Origin of the sequence: Algoriphagus boseongensis, from assembly GCF_004362805.1 — a bacterium.
GTDB lineage: Bacteria > Bacteroidota > Bacteroidia > Cytophagales > Cyclobacteriaceae > Algoriphagus > Algoriphagus boseongensis.
The window spans coordinates 1,542,179-1,554,816 of record NZ_SNYF01000005.1 but is presented as its reverse complement, the minus strand read 5'-3'; the positions used below and the strand labels follow the sequence as shown (position 1 = coordinate 1,554,816).

Here is a 12,638-nt window from a genome sequence, read left to right as displayed (position 1 = left end):
TGAAATCAATTAAATTTTTTGACAGATGGCACTGCCAAAATTTCCCGGATGTCAGCAAAAAATGTCAGAATTCCGTATTTTAAGACTAACCTTTAACACCTAGACGACCTATGAAAAACTTACCCAAAAATTGGATCACTGAAGGGCTGATTGACTTTGAATACAAAAAGTATCAGCTCCTGGCGTATCTGCAGAATGCAGAAAAGGAATTTCAGGCGGTCAAGTTGTATCCTGTACTTGGAGATTTGATCGAGCACCACCGGACTTTGAAGGAGCTGGAATCGGGAAAGACTGAATTGAGGAATCTTTTTCCCAAGGCATTAAATGGAATTGATTTACAAAATGCCCAATTGAAATACGAATCTCAAGTTCAGGACGGAAGAGTAATGGAAGAAATTGCCCAGATTACCTCTTTCGCCTTGCCCAAACTCAAGCATCAAATAGAAGAAGGGAAAAGCATTTATGATTTTGTGGAGGAGCAGATTGAGTTTGAGCCAGTCGGGATTTTACCGATTTACAATCGGGAAGGATATATTTTGCTTACTCAAGAGAACAGAAAGGAAATCCATGCCTTCCGCTATAAATCCAATTTTCTACAACTGGCAGGGGAGAGGTTTAGAAGTATTACCCTTTGGCTGGTGGGAATATTCCAGAAAACCTTGGTGAATACCTTGGAAAAACTCAAAATGGAACTGGTCAAAGAAATCAAGGAATTGCCGAATCCTGCCACCTGGAGAATGCATAGTCAGGGAGCTTTTCCCATTGAAGAAACCTTGGTGCCTGTTGGGAAAAGATTGTTGCTACGCTCGGTGACCGAATAGGCTATTTTTCCATAACCAACTCTTTGGGGTTCTCTTCCGCTTGGGAGAGGACCTTTTTTATTTGGCTTTCCTGGATTTCACGATTTCGGATGATTTCAGCCCCAGGTTTTTCAAAAAGAATTTTCCAGGCTTCCTTGAAGTTTTTGGCCTTTTTCATGTCCGAGACAATGTCCCTCCACTCGTGAAAAACCAAATAGATGGGGTTATAAGAAGTCACAGGTTTAGTGATGCCATAAGTTGGTCTTTCGGCTTCCGGCATAAAGGTTCCAAACATTCTATCCCAAATGATGAAGGTTGAGCCATAGTTCTTATCCAAATAATGCGCATCACTCGCGTGATGAACCCGATGGTGAGAAGGGGTGGTAAAAAAGAATTCAATGACTCTTGGAAGCTTGGTGATGTATTCGGTATGTATCCAAAATTGATACAAGACGGCAATCTGATGACAAATGAAGAATACAAATGGATCAAAGCCCATCAACATCACCGGAACAAAAAAGATGATCTTGATGTGCTGAGTCCATCCTAAACGGAAGGAAACTGATAGGTTGTATTTTGAACTGTTGTGGTGTGTAATATGCGTGGCCCACCAAAAGCGCTGTTCATGTGCCACACGATGTGCCCAGTACCTCGCGAAGTCAATTCCTATAAAGCACAGGACAAAAGACCACCAGGTAGCCGGGATCTGAAAAGGGGAAATGTTGTAGCAAAATATGGCTATACCGAAAGTCAGAAGTTTAATGGCAGCACTGATGCCAACGTTCACCAATCCTATCGTGGAGGCTGCTAAAAAATCCTTGGTATTATAAGAGTCTCTTTTTTGGTAAATGCTGATGCCCCATTCGATGAAGACAAGGAGAAACATCACCGGTGCGGCCCAAAGAATGATATTCGGCCAATTTTCGATCTGGAGATCTTCCAGACGTACAGGTTTTTCTAACATGGAAATCCAATTAGGTTTTGGGATAAAAATCAATACAAATCCCGCAACAAAACCGGACTGAGCATCAATTATGAAAATTTAAGTTAATAAAAAAAGTCTGCCCTTTTGGACAGACTTTCTTAAAATGTCATAAATGACTAGGATTAATTTCCTGAAGTAGTGTCGCCTTCGGCTGCCGGTGCTTGCAAAGCATTTTCTGTCTCTCCGAATGCAGGAGCCACAACTTGCTGCTTAGCACTTTCAATGTTTGGAGAAGAGAATTGATTTGGCTGGCTGGTCGTGTAGAATGCAGAAGAGGCCAAGGAAAGAACCAAGATGGCAACTGCCAAGATCCAGGTAGCTTTTTCCAAAACGTTTCCTGTACGGGTCACACCCATGATTTGGGATGCACTGCCTCCGAAAGCTGCTCCAGCTCCACCTTTTGAGTTTTGGCCTAGGATTACCAAGATCAGCAATACCGCCAAAATCAAAATGATACTAATTAATAAGGTAAACATATCGAGTTAATTATTCTTTCAATTTTTCAATTAAGTCCGCAAAGTAAGTCCTTTTATCGGGAAACTTCAAACTCAATTTCTCATAAATTTCCATGGCCATGTCCTTTTTACCTTGCTGGATGAGAATTTTTGCAAAAGTCTCAGTAATCAGATTCTCATTGAATTTGGTGCTTGGTTCGGCTAGGTTTTCTGTATTTTGATTAGCCTCGATTTCCTTGATGGTGGCCAGTTTGATTTCTTTTTTGCTAAAAGCCTTGATCAAATCAATTTGCTCCCGGGTCTTTGAGGCAGGAATATCCTTTTTCTCCTTCTTTTTGATAGATTCAATCAGATCATCTTTAGGAGGCTTTCTTTTCTTAGCTTTTGGTTTTACCTCAGGCTTTTCTTCTGGTTTTACACCTTTAAGTTGCTCGCCTAGCTTAACCAGAGATTCGGTTCGTTGAATTTGATCCTTTGGAGGATTCACTTCTTCAGGAAGTAAATCTTCCTTCACCTTGCGCTCAGTAGTAGAATTCCCCTCAACTGGCTTTTCTATAAACTCCTTAAGCCAAATCCTATTTGGACTGGTGAGAGCCGCCAGTGCGAGATTGGGAGTTTTTTTCTCTGGATTCTTAAGCGCATCGTATCTAGCAGCCAAGACATGGCTGATCTGGAAGTAAGGGAAATTCTCCTGAACCTTCCTCAATTGAAGAAAATCAGCTTTCTCAAGCTGGTCTGATCGATGAATAAGGTCTAGAAATTGGCTGGCGTTCATTTTTTGAATATACTAAAATTACCAGTTGGCCACGGTGGCAGTGAAGATATCCTGAATAATTACTTCGAAAATTTCCTCAACCAATTGGTTTTCCACATCCAATAAGGTTGTGGTTCTTGGGTCGTAATCTTTGAAGAAGCTGAATGTTCTCTTGAGATTTTCTTCCTCATTGGTGGTATTAAGGTATTCCACATCGATGGAAATCGTCAATCGCATCAATCCCGCACGGTCTGGGAGATTCGGATCTCCGCTGGAAACAGCAGCCTGTGGAGTTAGCGTATAGCGACTAATGGCTCCGGCAAATTGAAGATCCCCATTGGTACGAACTAGCTCCAGTTGGGTGTTTCTTTGGTAATATTCCTTGATGGCTTCGGTAAAACGCTGCTCCATGTTGGCAGGGCCCCCACCTGAATCATTGAAGAAATTCTCCACCGAAAAGGTCTTGACCAATTCATAATTGATATTGGTACCCGTGAAGCTGTATTTAACTGCACAAGATTGAAAGATCAGCAATAGAGCCCCATAAAGGGTGATAGCTTTACTCAATTTCATATTGCTTGATTTTTCTGTAAAGCGTTCTTTCTGAAATTCCCAAGTCCTGAGCCGCATACTTTCGCTTGTTATTGTGCTTGCGCAATGCTTTCAGAATCATTTCCTTTTCCTTTCTTTCCAAAGAAAGAGAATTATCATCTTCTTCGTGCTGAATGTCTTCGATCACATCATCCTCATACTCCACATCGGATAGGGAACCGCCTTTTTGAGATTCCAAAACCAAAGGAACCTGATAAGAAGAGACGTTTTCCATGGCTTCTTTGGGCGAAACATTGCTGTCCAAATCCTCGAAAAGACCCTGATGCTTTTGCATGATATTGGCGTTCAAACCCCCACTTTGAAAAGACTCCAGAACCAACTTTTTCAAGTCGTTCATGTCCTTTTTCATATCGAAGAGCACCTTGTATAAGATATCTCTTTCAGAAAAATCCATGGATTCTCCGGAACCTGAACCCGAAGGCAAGGTCATAGGAAGTCGATTGGCTTCGTTGGGCAAATATTTGGATAGAGTCTGGGCATTTACCTCTCGCTGCTCTTCCAACAAAGAAATTTGCTCAGCGATATTTTTCAACTGACGGATATTTCCAGGGAAAGGGTAACGCATCAAGACATTTTGAGCCCCTGCATCTAAGGTGATTGGTTTGACATGATAGCGCTCAGAGAAATCAGTGGTGAATTTTCTGAATAGCAAAACCATGTCCTCACCTCTTTCCCTCAATGGGGGAACGAAGATCGGAACCGTATTTAATCGGTAGTATAAGTCCTCACGGAACTTTCCCTTTTCTACCGCTTTGATCAAGTTTACGTTGGTTGCAGTGATGACCCGAACATTTGTTTTTTGGACTTTGGAAGAACCTACACGAATAAATTCTCCATTTTCCAAAACCCTCAATAATCGAGCTTGGGTACCAAGAGGCATTTCTCCGATTTCATCCAGAAAAATGGTACCTCCATCAGTCACTTCGAAATAGCCTTTTCTAGCCTCGTGAGCACCTGTAAAGGAGCCCTTTTCGTGACCAAAAAGTTCAGAGTCAATTGTGCCTTCCGGAATAGCACCGCAGTTGATTGCGATGAATTTCCCATGCTTTCTCAAGGAAAGGGAATGGATGATTTTTGAAAAGCTTTCCTTACCACTACCACTCTCCCCGGTTATCATTACAGTCATATCGGTGGGAGCGGCTTGCATGGCTACCTGAATCGCGTGATTGAGTAAGGGGCTATTCCCAATTATTCCAAAACGCAGTTTTACACTATGGATTTCTTGGGGGGTAATCATGCCTTCACTGGTTTTTGGGCTGAAAGATTGCTGCGCTTCGCTCGCAATGACGTACTACTCCTCATGCTAAGGCTGGATTGATTTCCAAAACTTCTCCAAATAGGGTAGCAGGGGAGCAATCAGCGATTTTTACTTTCACATAGTCACCCAATTTCAATCCTTCTGCAGGGACGATGACGACCTTATTGGCTGAGTTTCGACCTTTGAGTTCTTCTTTGGACTTTTTGGAAGTTCCTTCGATGAGGATGATTTGTTCCTTGCCCAAATCCAGTTTATTTCTTTCGAAAGAGAGTTGGTTTTGCTTCTCTATAATTTCGGCAAGCCTTCTCTTTTTTACCTCCAAAGGAATATCATCTTCATATTTCTTCGCGGCCAGAGTTCCCGGGCGCTCAGAGTAGAAGAACATGTAGGAGAAATCGTATTTCACGATATCCATCAAGGTCAGGGTGTCTTGGTGTTCTTCCTCAGTTTCTGTGCAGAATCCTGCAATCATATCGGAGGAAATGCCACATTCCTCACCTAGAATCTCTCGTATCGCACGAACTCTATTCAAATACCATTCCCGGTCATAAGTTCTGTTCATCATCTCCAGAACTCGTGAGTTTCCGGATTGAACTGGCAGGTGAATGTATTTGCAGATATTGTCGTACTTCTTCATGGTATAAAGTACTTCATCCGTGATGTCTTTTGGATGAGAAGTAGAGAATCTCACTCTAAGGAGCGGACTGACTTTGGCCACCATTTCCAACAAATGGGCAAAGTTTACCACCTGGCTCACTTCCTCTTCTTTTTTGTTCAGTCTGGCTTTATTGTTCTCCTCAGGGGACCATTTGTAGGAGTCTACATTTTGTCCTAGAAGAGTCACTTCCCTGTAGCCTTTGTCAAAAAGATCCTGAGCTTCAGCAACAATAGAATGAGGATCACGGCTTCTTTCACGACCTCTGGTAAATGGCACCACGCAGAAAGAACACATGTTGTCACAGCCTCTCATGATTGAAATGAAAGCTGTCACCCCGTTGGAATTGAGTCGTACAGGAGCGATATCCGCGTAGGTTTCTTCTCTGGAAAGGAAAGTATTTACGCCCTTTCTTCCATCTTCAGCAGCATTGACTAAGTTGGGAAGGTCGCGGTAGGCATCTGGTCCTACGACTACGTCTACAATTTTTTCCTCGCTGAGCAGGTTTTCTTTCAGTCGCTCAGCCATACAGCCAAGTACACCAATGGTCAGTTCTGGCTTGTTCTTCTTAGCCTGTTGGAATTGACTGAGCCTTTTGCGTACGGTCAACTCGGCTTTTTCCCGGATGGAGCAGGTATTTAAAAAAATCACATCGGCCTTTTCAAAGTCAGCAGTGGTGTCAAATCCATTTTCTTTCATGATGGAAGCGACGATTTCAGAATCGGAAAAATTCATTTGGCAGCCATAGCTTTCAATGTAAAGCTTCTTGGTTTTACCGGTATTCTCCTCAGGAGTGGTTTTGTAATCTTGTGCCTTTGCCTCCTCTGGGGAGATAATGTCAATATCTTTGATCAGATCCATGAACTGGAAGTTTTCTTAGTTTTTGGGTGAATAGATCAGGTTAGAAGACAATCAAACCGAAAATGATTTATTCAGGTTGCGAAATTACGAAAATGCGGACAAAATGGCAGTTTGAATTCGCTTATTTCTTCCAAATTCCTTACTTCCCTTCGAAAGGGATTTTCAACTGCTCACCAAAATGAACCTGCTCTTCGGTAATATTTAAATTGGAAAGTCCCAGGCCTAAAAGGCGAACGGGTTTAGGGATTTCCTCCTGCTGTAGGAGTTCCAATCCCACTTCCCAGATGGTTTCTGCGTCTGGATATTGTTCTAGGGTTTTGCTGCGGGTTTGTAGTGTAAAATCGGCGTATTTGATTTTCAGCGTGACCGTCCGGCCTTTGATCCCGCTTTTTTCAATTCTTCGGATAACTTCTTCAAAAATAGGGTGGAGGTTTGCTTTCATTTCCTCCAGAGTGATCAAATCCTTTTCAAAAGTATTTTCTGCACTTAAAGACTTTCGAACCCGGTGAGGCTGCACCTCCGAAAGATGGATTCCCCGAACGATGTTAAAGTAATGAAGTCCTGATTTCCCGAATTTCTTGGTCAAAAACTGGAGAGAGTATTCCTTTAAATCCTTTCCGGTATGGATTCCTAGATTTTGCATTTTTTCGGCTGTAACCTTCCCGATTCCAAAGAATTTGCCGATAGGTAATTTTTCCAAAAAGGCTTCAGCATCCTCTGGAAGAATCACTGCCTGCCCATTAGGTTTATTTAGGTCGGAGGCAGTTTTTGCCAAGAACTTATTGTAAGAAACTCCTGCAGAAGCGTTCAATCCGGTTTTCTCTTTAATCTTTTCCCGGATTTGCTTGGCTATAAAGATGGCGGATTTCAATCCTGCCTTATTCTCGGTTACATCTAAAAAGGCTTCGTCCAAAGAAAGCGGTTCTACCAAATCGGTGTATTCATAAAAAATCTCTCTGATCTGCAGAGAAATCTCCTTGTATCGCTCAAATCGAGGCTTTGCAAAAATCAAGTTGGGACATTTTTTGGCGGCTAAGGCTGAGGACATGGCGGAATGAATTCCAAATTTTCTGGCTTCATAGCTTGCTGCCGCAACCACTCCTCTGGCTTCATTTCCACCCACTACCAAGGGTTTTCCTCTCCATTCCGGATGATCCAATTGCTCAACGGAGGCATAAAAAGCGTCCATATCCACGTGGATGATTTTCCGGATTTTAGGGGTTTCTTGCTCTTTTGCTTCCATCAAAACTTGATCATCAAACTGCTAAGAACAAAAAAAAGAGGAATTCTTCAGAATTCCCCCTTTCGCATCATTGTGGTAGTTGTGTTATTAATTAATTCGCTGTTACGTCCAATTCCAAAGAAACGGTATTGTAGATGAATTTGTCTTTTGCTTTATCTACTGCAGTAGCTTCGTCACCATAAGAAAGTCCCCAGGCGGTACGGTCAATGTTGAATCCAGCTTTTGCCATTAATTTTCCATTCTCCATAGCAACAGTGGCAGGGAACTTAATGTTTTTGGTAGTTCCTCTCATGGTTAGGTTTCCGCTGATCCAGTGGGTTGGGTTAGCAGGAGTCAAATCGCTATCAGACTTAGGAGTAAATTCAGTAGTAAACTCTTCTTTATTAGAGACTACGTCTCCAGCTGCAAAAGGCTCGACAGAAGTGATTTCGAAAGTAGCAGTTGGGTGGTTAGCTGCATCAAAGAAGTCAGCTGACTGCAAGTGACCGAAAAGCTTACCATAGCTTTCGTCTTCAGCAGGAATATCTTCGATTTTCAAACCAGTGATGTCGAATGTGAATTTACCGGCAGTGATTTGGTCACCATTTACAGTGATTACTCCTTCTGTAGCAGGGATTTTACCAAAATGACGTCCAGTTGGCTTATATCCAGCCCAAGAGATTTTTGTTTCAGTAGGAACTAAAGTTAGCTCCTGTCCTTCAGCCATTGCTACTTCCTGAGCTTCTGATGTTTCGATAGTATCAGAGGCAGGTTTGCTGCAAGCAAAAGTGATCATGGCAGCAGCCAAGAAAAAGCCAATTTGTTTTGTGGTCTTCATAATTTGTTTGGATTGAATTGAAATGTAGGTTTAGAATTTAAATGTCTATACACGTAAACTCATATTCAAGAAAAAAGTTCGGAAGAGATTCAAAATTTTTATTTTTCCTCTCGAATTAAAAAAACGCACATGGCTTTAGTAATGGAAGTACAGGGAAAGGGACCTGAATTTGGAGAAAACTGCTGGTTGGCACCAAATGCCACTGTAGTCGGAGATGTGAAAATGGGGAAGAACTGCACGGTTTGGTTTAATGCGGTAGTCAGGGGAGATGTGCATGAAATTAGAATTGGAGACGATACCAATATCCAGGATGGAGCCGTGATTCATTGCACTTATCAAAAAGCCCCGACCTATATCGGTAATCAAGTCTCTGTAGCGCATAATGCTATAGTTCATGGTTGTACGATTCATGATCGGGTGCTAATCGGAATGGGGGCGATTGTTATGGATGGAGCTGTGGTTCATTCTGATTCTGTGATTGCAGCCGGGGCAGTAGTTCTTGCTGGAACTGTGGTGGAATCAGGATCTATTTATGCTGGGATGCCAGCAAAAAAAGTCAAGGATATTGGTCCTGAAATGAAGGAAGTGATCTTACGGACAGCCAGAAATTACCCTATGTATTCGACCTGGTTCCCAAAAAGCGAATAAAATTTTAGAATATTTTAGACTCTTAGTTTTGAAGAATTTTTCAAAAGTCTTAGATTCAGACGCTTAAACTTTTATGAAATCATTTTTTGAAAAAATATCCACGAAGCTGGTTCTGGTAATCTTAGCCTTGCTTTTCATCTGGTTTAACCTCATGTTAAATCAATTTCTTTCCAAGGACCATGCTTTGGATTTGAAGTTTGCCTATACTGCGGAACAAGCCTATCTCTCTATAGGCCAATTGTCATTTGACCAAAGGAAACTGTATCGGTTTGGGATTTGGGCACTGGACATGCCTTATTTATTGGTCTATTCTATATTCCTTTCTGGAATTCTTTATAGGCTTTGGGGAATCAGAAAAATAGTCTTTTTGCCTTTTGTAGCTGCTTTTTTTGATTTATTTGAAAACTTGATGATTCTTAGAATTTTAAAAGTGTTTCCTCGGCATGAGGATTTTTTGGCGATTTGTGCTTCAGTATGTACAAGTTTAAAATGGATTTCTGTGCTATTTATCTTTTTGGGGATAGTAATTGGCCTTTTTAAGACATTATATTTTCGTCAAACTGTTCCTTTCAATTCGAATAATATCAAATCTTAATTTTTTCATCATTTCTCGTTTTCAGGAATTCTTTTCTTTATCCTGAATTTTGTTTAGTATTTGTTTTCGGTAGCTTTTTTCGAAATAATCAGATCTAATCACTCCTCTATGAAAGAAGAATATTTTAAGTGGTACTCTCCCTACGTAAATAGGGATGTCCAAATGTTGGTTTTTGGGCATGCAGGGTATCCTGTTGTCCTTTTTCCCACCTCCAAAGGATCATTCCATGAAAATAAAGACATGGGCTTGGTCGGTTCAGCTCATTGGTTTATTGAGCAGGGTTTGATTCAGATTTATTGCCCTGATAGCAATGACAGTTTGAGTTTTTACAATAAAGGAGTTCATCCTCATCAACGAATCCAGAATCATGTGGCTTATGATAAAATGATTTGTCATGAGGTGGTGGAAAGGATTCGATTAAATACTCCCTCTGCAAAAGTAGCCATGGCGGGTTGCAGTTTCGGAGGCTATCATGCAGCCAACTTTGCCTTCAGGCATCCGGGCTATGTGAGCCACATGTTTAGTATGAGTGGAGCCTTTGATATTCGAGACTTTATGGACGGATATCAGCATGATGATATTTTCTACAATAGTCCACTGGAATATTTACCTGGACTGCAGGATTATGAGCTTTGGAATATGCGGATCATTTTAGGTACCTCCAATTGGGATATTTGCTATGACGCCAATCTGAAATTGCATCATGCGCTAAAAGAAAAAAATGTGGACCACTGGCTGGATATTCGTCAGGATAAACAACACGATTGGCCAGTTTGGAAGGAAATGTTCCCTCATTATTTGTCCACTATCAAATTTGATTAACTTAAACCTTTATAATTCTATCATTTTAATCACTAGTAATCATGAAGAAAATCGGGATACTTTTTGGCATGGAGGACACATTTCCTCATGCTTTTGTGGAGAGAGTCAATGAAAAAGCTGAAAAGGGAATTGTGGCTGAGCCCGTGAGGATAGACAAAGTCGTCCAGAATCAATTGACCGAGTATGCGGTGATCATAGACCGGATTTCACAAGATGTTCCTTTTTATAGAGCCTATTTAAAGAATGCTGCGCTGACCGGGACAGCTGTAATTAACAATCCTTTCTGGTGGAGTGCTGATGATAAGTTTTTCAATAACTGTCTCGCAGATCAGTTGGGGGTTCCTTTGCCAAAAACGGTGATTCTTCCATCTGCTGAGCATCCAACAGATACCACCAGCAAATCCTTCAGAAACTTGGCTGCCCCATTAGACTGGGAAGGCATTTTTGGTTACGTGGGATTTCCAGCCTACATGAAGCCCTATGCCGGAGGAGGTTGGAAGAATGTTTATCGCTTGGAAAACAAGGAGGAGTTTTTCCAAAAGCATCCCGAGACCGGACAGTTGGTGATGTTGCTTCAGGAAGAAATCGTCTTTGACGAGTATTTCCGTGTGTATTGTTTGGGGGGAAAGGCAGTGAGAATCATGGAATACGAACCAAGAAACCCACATCACCTTCGCTATGTAGTGGATAAGGCACCTGCCTCCAAGAAATTATTGAATACTGTAAAGGATTACACTCTCCGGCTCTGCCAAGGCTTAGGCTACGATTTCAATACGGTAGAATTTGCCGTAAGAGACGGAATTCCTTACGCTATAGATTTTGGAAATCCAGCTCCTGATGCGGATGTCAATTCTGTGGGGCAGGCCAACTTTGACTGGGTAGTGGAGGAAGCTGCAAAAATGGCTATTGCTTATGCAAAAGCCCAAAAACCTGGAAAAATGAACCTCACTTGGGGTACATTCATGAAAGGTTCTGTGGAAAGCGCCAAGAGATTTTAAGCTGTGTTATGACAAGTACATCCAAAAAGCTTCCCAAATTCACCTTGGGTGTGGAGGAAGAATACATGATCATTGATCCTAAGACCAGGGATCTGCGTTCTCACATGTCCAAAATTGTGGATGGAGGAAAAATACAGCTCCGGGAACAGGTGAAGGCAGAAATGCACCAAAGCGTGGTGGAAGTAGGAACCAACATTTGCCAGAATATTGGAGAGGCAAGAAAAGAAGTTTCCTTTCTGAGAAAAAAGATTGATGAATTGGCCAAAGCACAGGGTTTGGTGGCTGGAGCATCGAGTACTCACCCTTTTGCCAAGTGGCAGGACCAGGAGATTACGGATGATCCCCGATACCATAACATTGTCAATGAACTAAAGGACATCGCCCGATCCAATTTGATTTTTGGTCTGCATGTCCATGTGGGAATTGAAAGCCGGGAGATTGCCCTCCAGCTGATGAATCAGGCCTGTTATTTCCTGCCCCATATCTATGCGCTTACGACCAATTCCCCTTTTTGGGAGGGTAGAAATACGGGTTTCAAGGCTTTTAGAGCCAAGGTTTTTGCCAAATTCCCAAGAACAGGTTTGCCGGAATATTTCGATTCAGTGCAGTCTTATGACAATTTCCTTGAGATTTTGGTCAAGACCAATTGCATAGACAATCCAAAAAAAATATGGTGGGATCTTCGCATGCATCCTTTCTTCAGCACGATTGAATTCAGGATTTGCGATATGTGTCTCACTGTGGATGAGACCATTTGCATAGTGGCTTTGATTCAGGCTGTAGTAGCCAAGTTGTATAAGCTTTTGATGAGCAATACCAGCTTTAACATTTACCGAATAGCCTTGATTCGGGAGAATAAATTCCGGGCCGCTAGAAATGGGGTTGAAGGTTTATTGATTGATTTTGGAAAGAAAATAGAAGTTCCTACTCGGGATTTGATCATGGAACTTTTGGACTTTATTGATGATGTGGTAGACGAATTGGGTAGCAGGGAAGAAATTAATTACGTTCACAAAATTCTCGAGCGGGGTACTGGCGCTGATCAGCAATTGGCAGTATTCGAGCAAACTGGAAGTTTAGAAGCTGTTGTGGACTTTATTACCTCTAAGTTTACGGAAGGGTTATAAGGTAATTC

General features: G+C 41.8%; 14 protein-coding genes. 6 read left to right on the top strand and 8 right to left on the bottom strand.

The annotated features are described in order from the left end of the window. Positions 1 to 110: 110 nt before the first annotated feature. A complete protein-coding gene (locus tag DFQ04_RS06745) occupies positions 111 to 821 on the top strand; it encodes a hypothetical protein (RefSeq protein ID WP_133553950.1) in 711 nt (236 codons plus the stop codon). Position 822: 1 nt separating this feature from the next. On the opposite strand, the gene DFQ04_RS06740 is transcribed toward DFQ04_RS06745, so the two are convergent. The 8 genes from DFQ04_RS06740 to DFQ04_RS06705 form a co-directional block, all read right to left on the bottom strand. Beyond that, positions 823 to 1,764, bottom strand: a complete 942-nt coding sequence (locus DFQ04_RS06740) for a sterol desaturase family protein (RefSeq protein WP_133553948.1) — start codon at positions 1,762 to 1,764, stop codon at positions 823 to 825. A gap of 143 nt (positions 1,765 to 1,907) precedes the next feature. Beyond that, positions 1,908 to 2,261, bottom strand: a complete 354-nt coding sequence (gene secG / locus DFQ04_RS06735) for a preprotein translocase subunit SecG (protein ID WP_133553946.1) — start codon at positions 2,259 to 2,261, stop codon at positions 1,908 to 1,910. A gap of 10 nt (positions 2,262 to 2,271) precedes the next feature. Then, a complete protein-coding gene (locus tag DFQ04_RS06730; RefSeq protein ID WP_133553944.1) occupies positions 2,272 to 3,015 on the bottom strand; it encodes a hypothetical protein in 744 nt (247 codons plus the stop codon). A gap of 18 nt (positions 3,016 to 3,033) precedes the next feature. Next, on the bottom strand, positions 3,034 to 3,567 hold the full coding sequence (gene lptE, locus DFQ04_RS06725; protein ID WP_133553942.1) for an LPS assembly lipoprotein LptE: 534 nt from the start codon (positions 3,565 to 3,567) through the stop codon (positions 3,034 to 3,036). Beyond that, positions 3,554 to 4,843, bottom strand: a complete 1,290-nt coding sequence (locus tag DFQ04_RS06720; protein ID WP_133553940.1) for a sigma-54 interaction domain-containing protein — start codon at positions 4,841 to 4,843, stop codon at positions 3,554 to 3,556. Before DFQ04_RS06720 ends, lptE begins: the two co-directional genes overlap by 14 nt. Positions 4,844 to 4,904: 61 nt before the next feature. Beyond that, positions 4,905 to 6,380 carry a tRNA (N6-isopentenyl adenosine(37)-C2)-methylthiotransferase MiaB gene (gene miaB, locus DFQ04_RS06715; protein ID WP_133553939.1) on the bottom strand — a complete coding sequence of 492 codons (1,476 nt, stop codon included), beginning with the start codon at positions 6,378 to 6,380 and terminating at the stop codon, positions 4,905 to 4,907. A gap of 139 nt (positions 6,381 to 6,519) precedes the next feature. Beyond that, entirely contained in the window at positions 6,520 to 7,623 is a 1,104-nt protein-coding gene (gene dinB, locus DFQ04_RS06710) for a DNA polymerase IV (RefSeq protein WP_133553937.1), read from the bottom strand. A gap of 91 nt (positions 7,624 to 7,714) precedes the next feature. Next, positions 7,715 to 8,440 carry a YceI family protein gene (locus tag DFQ04_RS06705; RefSeq protein WP_133553935.1) on the bottom strand — a complete coding sequence of 242 codons (726 nt, stop codon included), beginning with the start codon at positions 8,438 to 8,440 and terminating at the stop codon, positions 7,715 to 7,717. A 129-nt stretch (positions 8,441 to 8,569) separates the two neighbouring features. Here DFQ04_RS06705 and DFQ04_RS06700 point away from each other — a divergent pair, with 129 nt between their 5' ends. From DFQ04_RS06700 to DFQ04_RS06680, 5 genes are all read left to right on the top strand, one after another. Further along, entirely contained in the window at positions 8,570 to 9,088 is a 519-nt protein-coding gene (locus tag DFQ04_RS06700) for a gamma carbonic anhydrase family protein (RefSeq protein WP_133553933.1), read from the top strand. A gap of 73 nt (positions 9,089 to 9,161) precedes the next feature. Further along, entirely contained in the window at positions 9,162 to 9,683 is a 522-nt protein-coding gene (locus DFQ04_RS06695) for a hypothetical protein (protein ID WP_133553931.1), read from the top strand. Positions 9,684 to 9,791: 108 nt separating this feature from the next. Beyond that, positions 9,792 to 10,505, top strand: coding sequence for an esterase family protein (locus tag DFQ04_RS06690; protein ID WP_133553929.1), 714 nt, complete (start codon positions 9,792 to 9,794; stop codon positions 10,503 to 10,505). Positions 10,506 to 10,546: 41 nt separating this feature from the next. Further along, positions 10,547 to 11,503, top strand: a complete 957-nt coding sequence (locus DFQ04_RS06685; protein ID WP_133553927.1) for an ATP-grasp domain-containing protein — start codon at positions 10,547 to 10,549, stop codon at positions 11,501 to 11,503. A gap of 8 nt (positions 11,504 to 11,511) precedes the next feature. Then, complete coding sequence (locus DFQ04_RS06680; RefSeq protein ID WP_133553925.1) at positions 11,512 to 12,630, top strand: carboxylate-amine ligase; 1,119 nt, start codon at positions 11,512 to 11,514, stop codon at positions 12,628 to 12,630. The last annotated feature ends 8 nt before the right edge of the window (positions 12,631 to 12,638 follow it).